This is a genomic window from Aquirufa sp. Wall-65K1 (assembly GCF_054558475.1).
The window spans coordinates 379,080-396,726 of the sequence record NZ_JBPXKD010000004.1 but is presented as its reverse complement, the minus strand read 5'-3'; the positions used below and the strand labels follow the sequence as shown (position 1 = coordinate 396,726).

Annotated in this window: 17 protein-coding genes; 8 read left to right on the top strand and 9 right to left on the bottom strand. The window is 39.2% G+C overall.

The window, feature by feature from the left end:
- Positions 1-19: 19 nt before the first annotated feature.
- Both secDF and ACST15_RS09130 read right to left on the bottom strand, forming a co-directional pair.
- Entirely contained in the window at positions 20-2,944 is a 2,925-nt protein-coding gene (secDF, locus tag ACST15_RS09135; RefSeq protein ID WP_459454343.1) for a protein translocase subunit SecDF, read from the bottom strand.
- 60 nt (positions 2,945-3,004) lie between these two features.
- A complete protein-coding gene (locus tag ACST15_RS09130; protein WP_459454342.1) occupies positions 3,005-3,358 on the bottom strand; it encodes a hypothetical protein in 354 nt (117 codons plus the stop codon).
- 115 nt (positions 3,359-3,473) lie between these two features.
- Here ACST15_RS09130 and nadC point away from each other — a divergent pair, with 115 nt between their 5' ends.
- Complete coding sequence (gene nadC / locus ACST15_RS09125) at positions 3,474-4,313, top strand: carboxylating nicotinate-nucleotide diphosphorylase (RefSeq protein ID WP_459454358.1); 840 nt, start codon at positions 3,474-3,476, stop codon at positions 4,311-4,313.
- A complete protein-coding gene (gene nadA / locus ACST15_RS09120) occupies positions 4,310-5,296 on the top strand; it encodes a quinolinate synthase NadA (RefSeq protein WP_459454341.1) in 987 nt (328 codons plus the stop codon). The genes nadC and nadA overlap by 4 nt, the downstream gene beginning before the upstream one ends.
- 211 nt (positions 5,297-5,507) lie before the next feature.
- Here the strand turns inward: nadA and ACST15_RS09115 are convergent, their stop codons facing one another.
- Together ACST15_RS09115 and ACST15_RS09110 are read right to left on the bottom strand one after the other, a co-directional pair.
- Complete coding sequence (locus tag ACST15_RS09115; RefSeq protein WP_459454340.1) at positions 5,508-5,981, bottom strand: RidA family protein; 474 nt, start codon at positions 5,979-5,981, stop codon at positions 5,508-5,510.
- The gene (locus tag ACST15_RS09110; RefSeq protein WP_459454339.1) at positions 5,974-8,613 is read right to left on the bottom strand and encodes an MGH1-like glycoside hydrolase domain-containing protein; all 2,640 of its coding nucleotides are present in this window, start codon (positions 8,611-8,613) and stop codon (positions 5,974-5,976) included. Before ACST15_RS09110 ends, ACST15_RS09115 begins: the two co-directional genes overlap by 8 nt.
- Before the next feature lie 228 nt (positions 8,614-8,841).
- Here ACST15_RS09110 and ACST15_RS09105 point away from each other — a divergent pair, with 228 nt between their 5' ends.
- From ACST15_RS09105 to ACST15_RS09085, 5 genes are all read left to right on the top strand, one after another.
- The gene (locus ACST15_RS09105; RefSeq protein WP_459454338.1) at positions 8,842-9,813 is read left to right on the top strand and encodes a GSCFA domain-containing protein; all 972 of its coding nucleotides are present in this window, start codon (positions 8,842-8,844) and stop codon (positions 9,811-9,813) included.
- A gap of 63 nt (positions 9,814-9,876) precedes the next feature.
- Entirely contained in the window at positions 9,877-10,959 is a 1,083-nt protein-coding gene (locus tag ACST15_RS09100) for an Mrp/NBP35 family ATP-binding protein (RefSeq protein ID WP_459454337.1), read from the top strand.
- A gap of 2 nt (positions 10,960-10,961) precedes the next feature.
- A complete protein-coding gene (locus ACST15_RS09095; protein ID WP_459454336.1) occupies positions 10,962-11,216 on the top strand; it encodes a NifU family protein in 255 nt (84 codons plus the stop codon).
- Between the two features lie 5 nt (positions 11,217-11,221).
- Complete coding sequence (locus ACST15_RS09090; protein WP_459454335.1) at positions 11,222-12,940, top strand: D-alanine--D-alanine ligase family protein; 1,719 nt, start codon at positions 11,222-11,224, stop codon at positions 12,938-12,940.
- Between the two features lie 4 nt (positions 12,941-12,944).
- Positions 12,945-13,463 carry a YfiT family bacillithiol transferase gene (locus ACST15_RS09085; RefSeq protein WP_459454334.1) on the top strand — a complete coding sequence of 173 codons (519 nt, stop codon included), beginning with the start codon at positions 12,945-12,947 and terminating at the stop codon, positions 13,461-13,463.
- A gap of 12 nt (positions 13,464-13,475) precedes the next feature.
- On the opposite strand, the gene ACST15_RS09080 is transcribed toward ACST15_RS09085, so the two are convergent.
- From ACST15_RS09080 to ACST15_RS09060, 5 genes are all read right to left on the bottom strand, one after another.
- A complete protein-coding gene (locus tag ACST15_RS09080) occupies positions 13,476-14,417 on the bottom strand; it encodes an SPFH domain-containing protein (protein ID WP_459454333.1) in 942 nt (313 codons plus the stop codon).
- Positions 14,418-14,558: 141 nt separating this feature from the next.
- A complete protein-coding gene (locus tag ACST15_RS09075) occupies positions 14,559-15,707 on the bottom strand; it encodes a serine hydrolase domain-containing protein (protein WP_459454332.1) in 1,149 nt (382 codons plus the stop codon).
- Between the two features lie 52 nt (positions 15,708-15,759).
- Positions 15,760-15,891: a hypothetical protein gene (locus ACST15_RS09070; protein ID WP_459454331.1), complete on the bottom strand. Its 132-nt coding sequence runs from the start codon at positions 15,889-15,891 to the stop codon at positions 15,760-15,762.
- Complete coding sequence (locus ACST15_RS09065; protein WP_459454330.1) at positions 15,891-16,367, bottom strand: SixA phosphatase family protein; 477 nt, start codon at positions 16,365-16,367, stop codon at positions 15,891-15,893. The genes ACST15_RS09070 and ACST15_RS09065 overlap by 1 nt, the downstream gene beginning before the upstream one ends.
- Positions 16,364-16,987 carry a gamma carbonic anhydrase family protein gene (locus tag ACST15_RS09060; protein WP_459454329.1) on the bottom strand — a complete coding sequence of 208 codons (624 nt, stop codon included), beginning with the start codon at positions 16,985-16,987 and terminating at the stop codon, positions 16,364-16,366. The genes ACST15_RS09065 and ACST15_RS09060 overlap by 4 nt, the downstream gene beginning before the upstream one ends.
- Before the next feature lie 108 nt (positions 16,988-17,095).
- On the opposite strand from ACST15_RS09060, the gene ACST15_RS09055 reads away from it, so the two are divergent.
- Positions 17,096-17,632, top strand: coding sequence for a class I SAM-dependent methyltransferase (locus ACST15_RS09055; protein ID WP_459454328.1), 537 nt, complete (start codon positions 17,096-17,098; stop codon positions 17,630-17,632).
- Positions 17,633-17,647 lie beyond the last annotated feature (15 nt).

Here is a 17,647-nt window from a genome sequence, read left to right as displayed (position 1 = left end):
TTGCACCGGCCTAATGAATTTATTTCTTTTCTTTTTTCGACGTACCAAAGTCGATTACAATAGGTGCAGCTACAAATATAGAAGAATATGCACCAAATACAACACCAATAAACATGGCGAAAGAGAAACCTCTTAATACATCTCCACCGAATAATAATAAGACAGTTACCACTAAAAACACGGTTGTTGCTGTCATCACCGTACGAGACATGGTATGGTTAATAGACTCGTTGATGGTTTTAATCATCAATGGCTTATTTCCCATGTCAGGATCTACACCAATTTCCTCACGAATACGGTCAAAAACAACCACTGTATCATTGATGGAATAACCAATTACTGTCAAGATCGCTGCAATGAAAACCTGGTCAACTTCCAATTCAAATCCGAATAAACGAACGATTCCTACCATACCTAGTACCACCAATGTATCGTGCAATAGAGCGATGATACCTCCTAATGAATACTGCCATTTACGGAAACGAATTAAGATATAAATAAAGATGGCAATCAAGGCATAGAATATCGACACAAAAGATTGGGTCAAAATATCATCCGCTACTGTAGCACCAACTTTGGATTCAGATAAAATCTTAGGATTGCTTGCAGAAAATTCTGATAAACCTTTCTCTAAAGCTGTTCTAACTGTTTGGTTAGCTTGAATCGATTCATCTTCTACCAAATAAGAAGTTGTTACCTTTAATTTAGTTTGACCATTATAGGTCTTTACCTCAGAACCAACACCATTGAAATCATCTTTCAAAGCTTCCTTCACTAATCCTGCTTCTACTGGCTTAGAGAACTCCACCACATATGAACGACCTCCTTTGAAGTCAACACCTAAGTTAAATCCACCTTGCATGAATAAAACAATACCACCTAATAAAATTAATCCCCAAGAGAACCAATATGAATATTTACGCTTTCCAATGAAATCGAAATTCATGCCTTTGAATAAGTCTCTAGAAATAAAGGTTTCAAAAGTCATTTCTTTCTCTTTTCCAGCTTTAATGGCACGTTTAGCCATCCAATCAATGAAGATATGTGATAGGTATACCGCAGTAAATACAGAGGTAATTAAACCAATACAAAGGGTCACACCAAATCCTTTTACTGAACCTGATCCAAAAATAATCAAGATTACACCGACCAAAACTGTGGTGATATTACCATCCAAAATAGCACTTAGTGCCTTCTCATAACCTAAGTTAATGGCTTCCAATAAGCCTTTCCCTTTATGTAATTCTTCTCGAATACGTTCATTAATCAATACGTTGGCATCCACCGCCATACCCAGCGTCAATACAACACCTGCAATACCCGGTAGAGTCAAAGAAGCTTGGATCTGTACCAATACTCCAGCAATGAAGAATAAGTTAAAGAATAAGGATAAGTTAGCCATCCAACCTGGAGTACCGTAGTAACCAACCATGAAGATGATAACCAATAACAAACCTAATACCATGGATAAATATCCTTGGTTAATAGCTTCATTTCCTAGGGATGGACCAATGAAAGCATCTTCTACAATTCGCGTAGGAGCTGGTAACTTACCCGCTTTCAATACATTGGCTAAGTCTTTTGCTTCTTCTACGGTAAAGTTTCCAGAGATGGAAGAACGACCACCAGGAATCTCACCATTGATAACTGGAGCAGAGTATACATAACCATCTAAAACAATCGCAATACGACGACCTACATTAGCACCAGTCAAGTTTTTCCAGATACGAGCACCTGTTCCATTCATGGACATGGTTACTTCTGCACGACCAGTCTGATCGAAATCTTGTGCGGCATCTGTAATCACATCACCTTCTAAAGGAGCAGATTGTCCTTCTCCTTTTTTCAAGGCTTCAAGACTCAAAATCTCATCTCCGTTGGTAGCTGGTGTTCCTTTAGCTGACCAAGCAAACGTTAAATTAGCAGGGAAAAAGCCTTTCACTTCTGGGCGACGGAATAAAGCATTAACGCGGGCCGTATCTTTACGATACACTCCGATACCATTTCCCATCTGTACAAATAACTTAGTCAATGCATTGCCAGCCGCTGTATCAGCCTTAGCTTTTCCAGAATCAGTTTTAGAAGCCGAAGTCAATTGAGAAGCTAAAGCATTAGCTGAAGTATCTTTAGACGCTGCAGCAGGTGCTGTAGCAGCCACTGGTGCTTTTGTCTCTTGTTCTAATAATGCACCTAAAGCATTTAATCCAGCGCCATATTCATTCAATTCATAACACTCAATAAATTCTAATTTGGCAGCCCCAGATAACAATTTACGAGCACGCTCAGGATTGTCTACACCCGGCAGCTCCACCTGGATACGGTTAGAACCTGGTAAACGCTGAATGTTCGGGTTGGCTACTCCAAATTTGTCGATACGCGCTTGAATAATTTTGTAAACGCGGTCTACAGCACCATCAATTTCCGCATTAATAACTTTCTTAACTTGAGAATCTGAAGAAGTAGAACTGATTTTACCACGGTTCACTGAATTAGCAAACACCGAAGCTAAACTTTGGTTGGGAGCTATTTTAGCAAAAGCTGCGTAGAATAACTCATTGAATGGCAAAGTAGAATTGATTTGCTGTTTTCTAGCCTCTTCTAATGCTTTCTCAAAAGTTGGATCATTACTTTTACCAGAAAGTGCACGTAAAATTTCATCTGGTGAAACCTCTAATACGGCATGTAAACCTCCTTCTAAGTCAAGACCTTTTTGTAGGGCATATTGAGTTACTTCCTGGAAAGTATATCCCAAATAAACAGGTTGTTTCCAAAGGGAATCGATAAAGCGTAAACGCTTCGCAGGATCATACTTACCGTCTTTGCTTGTAGCATAAGTAACGGCTTGATCACGTAATTGATTCGCTTTCCAAGTAAAGGAAAGGAAAAAGATACAAAGGGCTGAAATAATCGTAGACAGCCATATAATGGCACTTTTGTAACGCATAATAGTAAATTAAAATTGAAATAAAATAAGTGTAAAATTGTCCAACAAATTAGACAATTCTCAAGGGGCCAGAGTGGCTATAAATTGGGTAAATAGAATACTCAGTATCTGAGCACGCGGCAATGCAATAGGTAATTTAAATGCATGCAACGTTTCTTGGAAACTAGGAATCGACAATTGCTGAAAAGCCCAATCCGTTGGAAAATCCAACTGAAGATTGCTACTCACCTGATATACAGGCTGTTCAGCCTTTACAATCGTTTCTGGATTAGTTTCTTTCTTACTAGATGGTATTTTTTTCTCTGTTTGTACTGCCTTTTTCTCTGCAGAAAACAGGGAAATAGGATTTGCTACCAGCCAGAATAGGACTGGTAGAAATAAAAACAATTGAAAAAAGTTAGCCTTCTTTTGCATGATGGGGAGCAAAAATAGGATATTTTTTTTACAATTCCATTTCCCACTCAAGTAAGATTAAAATTTGTAAATTTGCGAAACAAAAACCGTGAGCATGTTGGCATACCTGGATCCTATTCACATCAAGTCCTTTATTCAATCAGCCTTAAAGGAGGATGTTGGACCAGGAGATTACACTTCCTTGGCCACCGTGGACCATGATGCTCATGGAAAAGCTCAGTTATTAGTAAAGGACGTGGGTATTTTGGCTGGTGTTGAAATGGCCCTTCATATATTCCAAGAGGTAGATGCTGACTTACAAGTGCAGACCTTTATGATGGATGGAGCAAGTATTCAACCTGGGCAAATCGTTTTAGAGGTCCAAGGTAAGGCTCAATCCATTTTAAAAGCAGAGCGGCTAGTGTTAAACTGCATGCAGCGAATGTCAGGAATTGCTACCTACACCAAACGGATGGTAAACCTGCTGGAAGGAACCCGTAGTCAATTATTAGACACTAGAAAAACAACACCCAACTTCAGGATTGCAGAAAAATGGGCCTGTAAAATTGGAGGAGCAGTGAATCATCGTTTTGCTTTATATGACATGATTTTAATAAAAGATAATCATGTCGATTACGCAGGTGGTATCAAAGCTGCCCTTAAAAAAGCCTTTGCCTTTAATCAAACAAACCAATTGGGCTTAGCGATTGAAATTGAAGTCAGGAACGAGGCGGAATTAGATGAAGTCCTAGCTTTTGGGGGGGTGCAACGAATTATGTTGGATAATTTTAGTCCGGATCGACTTAGAGATGCCATTAGAAAAATCAATGGAAGATTTATTACCGAAGCATCCGGGGGAATTAATGAAAATACCTTAAGAGCCTATGGCGAAACGGGGGTAGATTATATATCCATGGGTGCATTAACCCATCAAATTAAGAGTTTAGATCTGAGCTTAAAAGCAAAAAAAGCATGAATTTAACGGAAGAAGCAGCAGAAGTAGGTTATATCAGTAGATCTGCACCCAAAGGGGCAGAATTAATTGAAGCCATAAAAAGATTAAAAGCCGAAAAAAATGCGGTGATTTTGGCGCACTATTATGTAGATGGTGAAATCCAAGAATTGGCTGATTTTGTGGGAGACAGTTTAGGACTTTCACAAGCGGCAGAAAGAACTACCGCCGACCTAATCGTTTTTTGTGGCGTTCATTTTATGGGTGAAACAGCCAAAATATTAAATCCGCAAAAAAAGGTTGTTGTTCCTGATTTCAATGCCGGTTGTTCTTTAGCTGACTCAGTTCCAGTAGAGGAATTTGCGGCTTTAAAAGCGAAACATCCTGAGGCAGTGGTGGTAAGTTACATCAATTGCTCAGCTGAAATTAAGGCCATGACGGATATCATTTGTACCTCTTCCAATGCGGTGCAGGTGGTGGAGTCCATACCTAAAGACAAGGAAATCATCTTTGCTCCAGACGCTAATTTAGGCAGGTATGTGGCTCATAAAACAGGACGTGATCTCATTTTATGGGAGGGTGCCTGCATGGTTCATATTGATATCTCACTTGATAAATTAAAGCAATTGCGCGTAGAATTCCCTGATGCATTGTTGATTGCCCATCCCGAATGTAAGGAAATGATATTACGGGAGGCAGATTATGTAGGAAGTACAACGGCATTGTTGAACTATGTGGAAAAATCAGAGCGACAAACCTTCATTGTAGCTACGGAAGCCGGCATTTTGCATAAAATGAAAATGGCTGTTCCTCAAAAACATTTGATCCCCGCCCCTGCCAATGAGCAAAACTCCTGTGCTTGCAGTGAATGTCCCTACATGAAGATGAATACTTTGGAGAAATTATATAACGCGCTATATTACGAGCTTCCAGAAATTCATTTGAGCGAAGAAATCAGAATCCCTGCTTACAAAGCCTTGAAAGCCATGCTGGAAATCTCCAAATAAGGATTAATAAATGAGCTTGGGGGCCACTTAGATTTGTCAACTTTCAAAAAGTTGACAAATCTGAATGACACAATTGAATGAAAAACCAATTCGCCGATCCAGATTGACAAATCTGAAAAACATACCTGATCATCAAACCAAGCGGAGGGAAGCTCAAAGCTAAGCTCGAAACCCCAGATAATCCGAGAAAAAACTGATAAAGAATATCAGCTTATTGATGTAATTCAAACAAGGCTTCAATCTCTACAGGAATATTGTCAGGTAAAGTCCCCATACCCACAGCACTGCGAACACCGATTCCCATTTCCTCCCCCCAAACCTGAGCAAATAACTCACTACAGCCATTGATGATATAAGGATGTCGCTCAAAATCAGAGGTGCAATTCACCATTCCCAATACTTTTACCACCCTTTTCACCCGGTCTAAACTACCCAGCTGTGCCTTTAATGTAGCCAGAATAGTCAATCCAACTTGTTGGGCTGCTTGCTTTCCTTCTTCCATCGTTAAGCTATCCCCAATACGGCCAATGATTAATTTTCCATTAGTTTGCACAGGTCCATGACCTGATACGTAATACAATTCCCCCATTTGAAGACCAGGCTTATAAACACCTAGTGGACTAGGTGCCGGTGGTAATGCCAAATTCAAGGCTGCAAAATTTTCTTCTGGTGTACGCTTATCCATATAATTGATGTATAATTTCTGAGATTAATCCTGTCCATCCTGTTTGATGACTGGCTCCTAAACCTTTACCCGTGTCTCCATCGAAATATTCAAAAAACAACATAGAATCCCTGAAATGCTCATCTTCTTGCATTTTTTCATAGGTTCCATACATGGGAATCTTTCCTTCTTTATTCGGGATAAACAAATCTAATAATCGCTTTGAAACTCCTTCGGCTGCATCTTTGATATTAACCATAACACCCGAATTAGTCGGAAATTCAACCTCATAATCCGTTCCATAATAATCAGAGAATTTCCTTAATGAATCTATAATTAAGAAATTCATTGGAAACCAAATAGGTCCTCGCCAATTGGAATTCCCTCCAAACATATCGCCCGTGGATTCCGCAGGATCATAATTGACCTGAATGGTACCTCCATCATAGATGAATTTATATGGATGCTGTTGATGGTATTTTGACAAAGTTCGTATACCAAAATCCGATAAAAATTCCGTTTCATCAAACATCCGCTTCATGATCATTTTCATCCGATGACCCCGCAAAATGGATAATAAGCGGCTTTCTCCCTTACCTGGCTCATACCAACGAGAGATCAAATTGGCCAAATCCGGTCGGTTATTCAAAACCCACTCTACCCTTCTTTTAAATTGAGGTAATTTTTCCAACATTTCTGAAGTCAATACCTCTACCGCAAACAATGGAATTAAGCCAACCATTGAACGTAATTTCAATAACATCAAGCTACCATCTTCCTTATGTAACATATCATAATAGAATTGGTCATCCTCATCCCACAAATTCAATTTATCTCCTCCAATGGCCTGCATCGCTCCTGCAATGTGCAAAAAGTGCTCAAAAAACTTGGAAGCCATATCCTGATACACAGGCTTCTCAATCGAAATCTCACAGGCAATTCGAAGCATGTTCAAACTGTACATGGCCATCCAACCCGTTCCATCCGCTTGTTCTAAATGCCCGCCCGTAGGCAAGGTGGCCGATCGATCAAATACACCGATATTGTCCATACCCAGAAAGCCTCCACCGAAAATATTATTTCCTCCCTCATCTTTCAGGTTGACCCACCAAGTAAAATTCAACAAGAGTTTATGGAAAATTCTTTCTAAGAAAGTAACATCTCCTACTCCCCCATTCATTTGCTTATCTATCTCATAGACCTTCCAAGTCGCCCACGCATGTACAGGCGGATTTACATCCGAGAAAGACCATTCATATGCGGGAATCTGCCCGTTAGGATGCATGTAATATTCACGAAGAATAACCGCTAATTGCCGCTTAGCAAAATCTGGATCCAACCTGGCCAATGGTAAGGTATGAAAAGCTAAATCCCATGCCGCAAACCAAGGATATTCCCATTTATCAGGCATGGATAAAATATTTGCCGCATACATATGACGCCAAGTATTATTTCTACCCACCTTTCTACTCGGATGCGGTGGCGGCATAGAAGGATCTCCTTTGATCCACTCAAAAACGTTATAATAATACCATTGCTTTGTCCAAAGCATACCCGCATAAGATTGACGCTGTATGTGGCGCAACTTCTCCTCTTTTACATTTCCATGCAAATCATCATAAAATTCATTGGCTTCCTTGATTCTTGCCGAATATACTTGATCAAAATCCTCAAAAGGATGTTGCATGGAGTGATTCGTCAACCGCAAACGAAATACCTTTTTACCCCCAGCCGGAATTTTAGCTGAAAAACGAACCGCCGCCTTACTTCCGATATTATTGGGATTAATGGTATTCTTGGCCTTGTTAACGATGTAGTCATTGATACCATCCTTAACAAAATGACTTAAATTAGGTGAATCATGTAGGCGACGAAAGTTGGTTTCGTTATCGCAAAATAAAAATTCATCTGCATTTTCAGCATAAAGCTTGAAACGCCCCACTACCCGGTGATCTACCTCAATAAAGGAATGACCCACCCCAGTAAGCAATGGTTTATATTTATAATTTTCATATCCCCAACACCAAGTATTTCGATACCAAATGGTGGGTAATACGGTGATTGGGGCCGCTACTTTGGCTCGATTCTCTACCGTTACTTGTATTAAAATATCCTGCTCATCGGCTTTGGCATATTCCATTTTGATGTCAAAATATTCATTTCGATCAAATATGCCAGTATCTAACAATTCATATTCAGGCTCTAAACGAGTCCTTTTTTTACTTTCATCAATCAGTTTTTGATAAGGAAAAGCTTGGTGCGGATATTTATAACTCATCCGCATATAAGAATGAGTCGGGGTAGAATCCTCATAATAATACAATTCCTTAACGTCCTCTCCGTGATTGGATTCCCCACCAGTTAATCCGAAAAACCGCTCTTTTAAGATATGATCCTTGTGATTCCAAAAAGAAAAAGCAAAACAGACATGCTGCTTATTATCTGAAATTCCGCCAATGCCTTCCTCGCCCCAACGGTAAGTTTTGGACCGAGCCATGTCGTGAGTGATCGAATCCCAAGCATTTCCATGAGCCGAATAATCCTCCCGTACCGTACCCCACTGCCTTTCTGTTAAATAAGGCCCCCACTTTTTCCAGCCTTTATTATCATTACGAGTTTTTAATCGTGCACGCTCCGCTCCAAGTTCCGACATAGCTTATAATTTGTATGAATAAATGCAAATCGCAAAGTTATTGATTTCAATCAGATTCGAAATAGAATCCAGGACGAATTCAAAACTACCGCTGAATAATACCATTCCATGTCATTTTGTGATATAATCCACTGGTTTGAGCTAATAACAATCCACTAAAATTGAATAAATTGCCCTTGAAATATCGCATATTTTGAAAATTCATGCGTTTAAACCAGTAAAAATAAAATGCAATTTTCCACTCCCATTCCAATACCCGAATCCACCCAGAAAATAATTCCCTCCTCCTCAGTAATTAGCCTAGGTTCCTGCTTTGCTGAAAATATGGGAAAAAGAATGGAAAATTTACCCATTAACATCCTGAACCAACCTTTTGGAACGCTTTTTCACCCCAATGCTATCCTGAAAGCACTTCAAACAGAAAAACTTTCTCCCATAGAATTAGTCAATCAACAAGGTATTTGGCTGCACCCAGATTACCACTCTAGTCTATGTGCCGCAGACCCATCTGACCTCATGGAGCTGATACAACAGCGTCAACAAATCGTCAAAAAAAGTTTGGCACAAAGCCAATTTTTGCTGATAACCTGGGGTACGGCTTATTATTATTGGGATAAAAAATTAAAAAGACCTATTGCGAACTGCCATAAACAAGCAGCTAATGCCTTTGAAAAACGATTATCTACTTTGGATGAAATCATTGTTCCTTATCAGGAATTCATTCAAAAAATAATCAAGAAAAATCCCGATTTACGCATTATTTTAACGGTTTCTCCAGTCAGACATACCAAAGACGGCATGCCAGAGAACGCGATTTCCAAGGCATTGCTTCGCTTGGCCGCAGAAACATTAAAAAACAATCACGAGCAAGTCGACTATTTTCCTGCCTTTGAAATCATGATAGATGAATTACGCGATTATCGGTTTTATGCTGCTGATATGATTCATCCTAATGAAACTGCTGAAGAATACATTTGGGAAAAATTCAGCACCTGTTATTGCAGCCCAGCATTACTCCAAATTGAAAAAAAATGGAAATCGGTATTTCAAACCTTAGGACATCAATTTCATCCAGCCAAAAAAGCCCTTTATTTGCAAAGCTTGGAACAATGTAAATCTGAGTTTTCCAAGAGTAATTTGGGCTATGATACCCATAAAATTTTGCAAGCCATACAAGCTCGAATTTTATCAATAAGTTAATTCCAAGAGGCAATTAAAGGTGAAAAAACCTTATATTTGAGGTTTGATAGAGACAAAGCATTCATGGGAGAATTAAGCGTAAGTAAAGAAATCATATTAGGTGCCTTAAGCACTGTTCAAGAACCTGATCTTAAAAAAGATTTGGTGACCTTGAACATGATAAAAGATGTGGAATTAGGTATTGGTGAAGTTCGTTTCACCGTGGTATTAACCACTCCTGCCTGCCCATTAAAAGAAAAAATTAGACAAGATTGCGAGGAGGCCATTCATCGTTTGGTGCATCCCGACTTAAAAATTATCATCAACATGACGGCGGAGGTTACCAGCCTAACTTCCTCTGATCCATTAATTCCTGGTGTCAAAAATGTGATTGCAGTAGCCTCCGGTAAAGGTGGTGTAGGTAAATCAACCGTAACGGCTAACCTAGCCATGGCTTTAAAACAAAGCGGGGCTAAGGTAGGTATTTTGGATGCTGATATCTCAGGACCATCCATCCCAGTGATGTTTGGGGCAGAGGAATTACAGCCCTTGGTACAGGAAGTCAACGGTAAAAACCGCATTCAGCCCATCATGCAATATGGCATTAAGATGATTTCAATGGGCTTTTTAGCTCCAAGTGAAAGTCCAGTGCCTTGGAGAGGTCCCATGATGACCCAAGCTTTACGTCAATTCTTCGGAGATACCAATTGGGATGAATTAGATTATTTGCTGATTGACCTGCCTCCTGGAACTTCAGATATTCATCTAACATTGGTTCAATTAATTAAATTGACTGGAGCTGTTATCGTGACTACTCCTCAAAAATTAGCTCTGTCTGATGCGACTAAAGGATTGCAATTTTTTAACCAGGCTGGAATCAATGTTCCAATTTTAGGTTTAGTAGAAAATATGGCCTACTTTACTCCAGCGGAATTACCAGACAATAAATATTATTTATTTGGTAAAGACGGCGGCAAAAACTTAGCAGAAAAATACAAAGTTCCTTTCTTGGGCGAAGTTCCCCTGATTCAAGCCATCCGCGAAGCCGGAGATGAGGGAAAACCTATCGCCGCTACGGAAGGAACAAGTGCCAGCGCTTTCGCTAGTATTGCTGCTAATTTAGCCCAACAAATTGCTATTAGAAACGCTTCTACTCCACGTCAATAATTATGGAAAACCACCCTCTATATTCGAAAGTACAAGCAGCCCTTGATTCCATACGCCCCTACCTCATTGCCGATGGTGGAAATGTGGAGATCGTTGAAATTACAGATGATAATCGCCTAAAGCTTAATTTATTAGGTGCTTGTAAGTCATGCAATATGTCTGCCATGACCTTTAAAGCAGGTGTTGAAGAAGCCATTCGTCGCGAAGTGCCCGAAATTATATCGGTAGAAGAGTTAAGTCAAACCCTACAATCTTAAGTTTCATGATGCGAATTGGAATATTTTTTGGGGGACCGGCTCGTGAACGTGAAATTAGTTTTGCTGGCGGTAAGACTGCCATGGCTCATATCAATAAAGCCCTATTTCAACCTGTCCCTGTATTTGTGGATAGCTTAGGTAATTTTATTTTGATCCACGAAGATTTGATACATTCAAGTTCTATTCGTGATTTTTTCCCTCCAAAAAGATTTCAAGACGACATATTCTCTGTTTACATCGAATCCATTAAGGATTTATCGACGGAAGATTACCAACAGATCATTGCTGAAATTGGGCAAGTAATTCAGCCACATGAATTTTCCCAATACTTTGATTTTGTTTTCTTGGCCATGCATGGACCCGCTGCAGAAGATGGTAGCATTCAAGGTTTATTAGAATGGTTTGGCATCCCCTATTCGGGACCAGGTTTACTTGGCTCCTCCATTGGTATCGATAAAGCCAAACAAAATGACTGGCTAAAAAAGAGTGTTGGTTTAGATAAAAAGTATTTTGTACTTCAACGAGAAGATTACGAAAAATACGGAAGAGAGACCCTTTTTGAACAAGTGAAAAAGGAAATCGGAATTCCATTTGTTGCCAAAGCGCCACATCAAGGCTCTTCCATTGGCTTGGCTTTTGTGAAAAAAGATTCCTTAGAAGACTTCGACAAGGCGATCAAAAAATGCTTATTTATTCAAGAAATTTACCGCGAGGACTGGTTGAATTATACGGAAGAAGATAAATTAGTTTTATTACAAAAAATGGTGAATTTGGACGAAGGAATTGGTTTCCCTGTCCGATTTAATCACCAAAACTACCAACACCCGGCCGACTTACTTTCCAGTTTACAAGAATATTTCAAATTAAGTGTCACCAAGGCTAGTATTCATTCCATCCATTCGGAAGATGCTATCTTGTTGGAATCTTTTGTCCAAGGCAACGAATTTAGTTGTGGCGTGATTCAAAGTCCCAAAGGACAAACGGTTGCCTTACCTCCTACCGAAATCGTTATCGATGAATCAGTCGAAGTTTTTGATTTCAATGCTAAATATAAATCTAAGGCTACTCGGAAACGCATACCCATGGATGCCAGTTTAGTGGATTTGCAACAAATCCAAAAAATGGTCTGTCAGGCATTTGATGATTTAGGCTTTGGTGTTTGTACTCGAATCGATGGATTTTTATCAGAGGGTGGCCAGGTGGTTTTACATGATCCCAATACCATCCCTGGTATGTCGCCTAGTTCCTTAATTTTTAAACAAATGGCAGAAATTGGATTGACCATTACGGATTCAATTACCTATTTCATCCGCCAGTCTTTAAGAGAAAGGATGCGTACAGGTAAAAACTACCATGCCATTCGTAAACAATTAGAAGCACTTGATTTGGCCATTAAGGAAGAATTAGCTGCCCAAAATCAGCAAGAGAAGATTGTCCTTGAAATTAGAGGCAATCATGCGCTTGAATTAGAAGAAAGTTTTGAAGCAGTAAAAAAACAAGCTCATGCTTTATCTGCTGCAGGAAAACAGTCCTTTATTGTTCAAACTCCCATGTTATTAGAGGAAGGTGAAATAATGGTTACTGTCAATACCGCTCAGTGGAACAAAGATTCCGCCGCTGAAATGCTTGAGGCTATCTCCAAAGGGGTGCATCCTTTGATAGCCCAAACACGTCAACTAGCCCAAGAAATTACGGGTTTTTACACCCAATCTAAAACAGTTTAACCATATGGAAATCAACTCATTGCAATACCCGATAGGTAGGTTTTCGGCTCCTGAAAACATTACGCCAGAAATTAGAACAGCATGGATTAAAACCTTAGTTGAATTTCCAGAAAAATTGCAACAAGCAGTAGCTGGAATGTCGCAAGAGACTTTAGCCAAGCATTATAGACCGGGTGGTTGGACGGCTCGTCAAGTAATTCACCATGTCAATGATAGCCATATGAATTCTTTTATTCGTTTTAAAATGGCTTTGACAGAGGAAAACCCCATCATTAAACCCTATTCGGAAGCTGATTGGGCTAATTTACCCGATGGCAACGAAGCACCCATAGAATGGTCAATAGAAGGGATAAAATATATTCACTTACGTTGGGTATTTTTATTAAATGCGATGCAGGAAAGTGATTGGAAAAAATCCTACGTGAACCCAGAAAGAGGAATTACCTATCCATTAGATCGCGCATTAGGAATTTATGCCTGGCATTGTGACCATCATTTGGCACACGTGTTATCGGTAAAATAAAGAAAGAGAGCCTTAGCTCTCTTTCTTTTTAGTCTGCTTAATGGTTTGAAGCTGGTTGACACTCATCATTTGCTGCATGGTTCTTTGCATATTATCAGCAGATCCATCTAAGAAAATAACGTTTCCGTTCGACTGCTCTCCAAATTGCTTAATGGCTTCCGTCCACATAGAGAATAAAATCACCGAGGTATCTAAGTTAGCTTGTTGCATTTCTCTAGCTGCATCCGACATCCCTTTGGCTACTTCTTGTCGGAATAAAGCCACACCCTGTCCGCGCAATTGAGCAGCCTCACGCTCGGCATTCGCCGAAATTTTGATCGCATTACCTTCCGCTTCAGCAGCTTTGGTTTTGGTGATTAATAAAGCTTGACCTTCATTTTCAGCAGCTGCTTTTAGGTTATTAGAAGCCACAACTTGACTCATGGATTTCAGAATCACTTCATCAAACGTGATGTCATTTAATTGTAAATCTTGTAGGTGATAACCCCATTCCTCCATCACTTGATCGATTTGATCTTTCACATAGGAAACAATTTCCTTGCGCAAACTCAAGATTTCGCTTTGGCGCTTGGTAGCCACAAAAGAACGAATTGAACCTTCCACTGTCCTAACCAATGTTTGCATCAAACTTTGAGCATCAATGAATTTATAGGCTACATTTTTGATGGTTTCTTCCTCTTGATTGATCACTGAATAAAGTAACATGGATTTAAAATACACATTGGCTTGGTCAATAGTAATCGCTTGAAACTCTAATTCAATGGAGCGATTTTGAATGGAAATAACCTTATATACACTTTCAATCAGAGGTATTTTAAAGTTCAAACCTGGGTGAAGAATACGTTGGTATTTACCAAACATAGAAATAACCGCAATATTTCCTTGCTGAACCGTAACCAAACTGAAGAAAATTAATAAAATGGCAATGATTCCAAAAACGAGTAAAGTAGTCATGTTTTTTAGGGGATTATGTAAATAAACAACTCAAACTAAGGATTTTCCAAAAGGATTAGATGAAATAAATGATGAGCGGTTTTGTAAGATAGGAAATGAGTAAATCCCTCCTAGCTCTAAAATAATATATCAAAATATCCGCTATTGAATAAATGCATCATATAAGGCATTGGCTGTTTTTTTCAAGATCAAATTGAAACCATCCACACTTTCGGGGTGGCAGCCATTGCTTATCACAACTAATCCAAATTTTTCTTTGGGCTGAAAAAACATCAAACTCTCTAATCCATAGGCAGAACCTGTATGACCAGTCATGGTCTTCCCTGCTATCAATCGGTCTGTTTTTAATAATGCTAATCCATAATGTTCTTCTTCTGAAAGGGGCGTTTGCATCACCTTGGAACTACGTTTCGAAATAATTCTCATCCCTTCAAATTTACCCCTTTGACTATGCATAATCATATATCGTGCTAAATCACTCGTGGATATTTTCATCCCTCCCGTTGGGGAAAAAATAGGTGTTGAGTATCCCATTTGATAATTAGCAATCTCCTGTGTTCTTGGGGCATAGGCTGCTGGTGATGCCTTAAACTTGGCTGAGTCAATAGAGTACTCATAAATTGTTGCGAATCGAGATTTATCCAATGAATCCACGCAATATCCACCATCAATCTTCAATGGCATAAGTATATGACGTTTTATGTACTGATCAAACCTTTCTCCAGAAACCTTTTCTATGATTGTTCCGGCCATATTAAAGTTTAGGTTACAATACATATAACCCTTACCTGGCTCCACCGGGTTGTAACATTGTGTCCAATTAGAATTCTTGGCTGGATTCAGGACATCCAAGCTAAAGTAACCCTGACTATCATTTAATGAGGACCGATGCGAAAGCAACATTCCCAGGGTAATCACTTGATTTGGAAATTGGGGATTACGAATTGGAAAACCGACTAGCTTACTGACATCATCTTCTAAAGATATTTTCTTAGCTTCTACCAATTGCATGATGGCTGTTGCTGAAAATGATTTGGAGATAGATGCAATCCTAAATAAGCAATCATCTGTCAAAGGAGTATTCTTGGATTGGTCTTTTAAACCAAATGAATGTGAATAGACCAATTTATTATTTTTCACCACGGCTACAGAGATTCCCATGACCGGACTTGATTTCATGATCGAATCAATGGCCAATTCTGCCTTTTGCGCTTGAGAAAAAGCAGATAATTGTACGGTAAAAAGAAAAATGCTGACTAATAACTTCATTTGAGGTAGGTATACAGGCATTTCGAAAATTCAAGCAAGCAAAATTTGCCAAATCCTAAATAGGACAATCAAATTAGCGGGCTTTTTCCACCTTTTTCTTATTCCAAGGAGCCGTGGTATTTTTGGCCATATCAATGGCAAGGGCTACCATCAGTAGTGTAAATAAGATGAGTACCCAACGGAATATTTTTTGATTTTTGCTCATTATACAACTTGTGGATTAAAATTAAATACTAAATCTCCCGCACCTTTACTTAATTCCGCAGCGGAGTCAGCATATTGAAACCGTAAATAGCAACATCCACCCGTTTCCATTTGAATTAATGTTCCTGAATAATAGGAAGCCACATAGGAAATGGATGGATTATGGGCTACCAAATAGATCACGGGTCTATTTTGCTTTTCAATTAAATTAACGTAATCTGGTCCGGATGCTTGATACCAACAAGCATCTAAATTAATAGGACCTACGATACCTAATTCACTTCTCAGTGCTGTGGCTGTTTCCACCGTTCTTTTGGCATCTGAACATAACCATAAACCCGTTGGCAGATGAACCGATTTAAGTTTTTGAGCCAACAAACTCACCTCTTCCATTCCCTGCAGTGATAATTGCCGCTCTTTATCGGGCTGATCGTAAGGCCCTGAGTGCGCATGTCGTATTAAAATTAGATCAATCATGATTCAAAATCGGCTTGAGTAATCAATGGGTATTCTCCTTTGGCATGTTTTTCTCCCATTTTAATGTAATGGGGCGGCCCAAATTTCAAACGCTCAATTTGCGATTCATTTAAGGTTTTGACCACCTTGGCAGGCGTTCCCAATACCAAGGAATAATCAGGTATTTCCATTCCTTCTGTCACTAAGGCATGTGCTCCAATTAAACAATACTTACCTATTTTAGCCCGATTCAGAACCGTGGCATGCATACCAATCAAACTGCCTTCGCCGACTTCCGCTCCATGTACAATGGCAGCATGTCCGATCGTAACAAATTTTCCAATGATGGTTTTATCCCCCTCATCAGCATGTAACACCGCGTTGTCCTGCACATTACATCCCTCGCCCAAATGAATTTCTTCCACATCTGCCCGAATGACCGCTCCATACCAAATAGAAACATTAGGAGAGATAAAAACTCGGCCCATGACAGAGGCGGTGGGTGCAATGAATATGGCCATAACTAGGTTAATAAAATTTTGCTTACTCCGAAAATTACTGATTAATTTCAGTCTTTCCATTTCCTTTTCATATTTCTTGTTTGAAATAAGCACTCCATAAACTTCAAATGGATGCTCCAAAATTTCTTAATTCACAGTGCTACCTCCCCAATTCTACATTCTACATTCTACATTCTACATTCTACATTTCCCCTTAACAATTAGCCATATTTTCCCTTTCTTTGAGCCATGAAACAATTAATGGATCATTTTACTTGGAATCCATCGAATACCCTACTATCCATAGGATGTGGCTCAGCCTGGTGGGAAGTGAATTTATTGATACACCGACCTTGTGGGAAAATCATTTTAGTAGATACTCAAGTAGATGTTTTGAATGAAGAGGCGGTAGAAGAAAGTATTCAGTATTTTAAGGAGAAAACAGCTTTACCTTTTTACCCTAAATTTGAGGTTCATAACCTGCCTTTAAACCAATTAGCTTTAGACCCTCAGAGTATCGATGGCATATTTATTTTCAATGCTTGGCATGAATTTGACCAAATAGAAGAGTTAATCCAAGCCATGAAACAGCTAATAAAACCCAGCGGCTGGATTATTTTGGAAGAGGAATTATCTATCCAAAAACGAGAAATACATGAGGGATGTGGGAAAAAGCTATATTTTCAGGAGGAAATTGATCAGCAAATGGCAAGTAAGCAATTTCAACTTCGACAAAAAGTGCCAAAAGAAAAACATAGTTTTTATTTAGAATACCGAAACCTTTGAAAACATGCTTTTTTT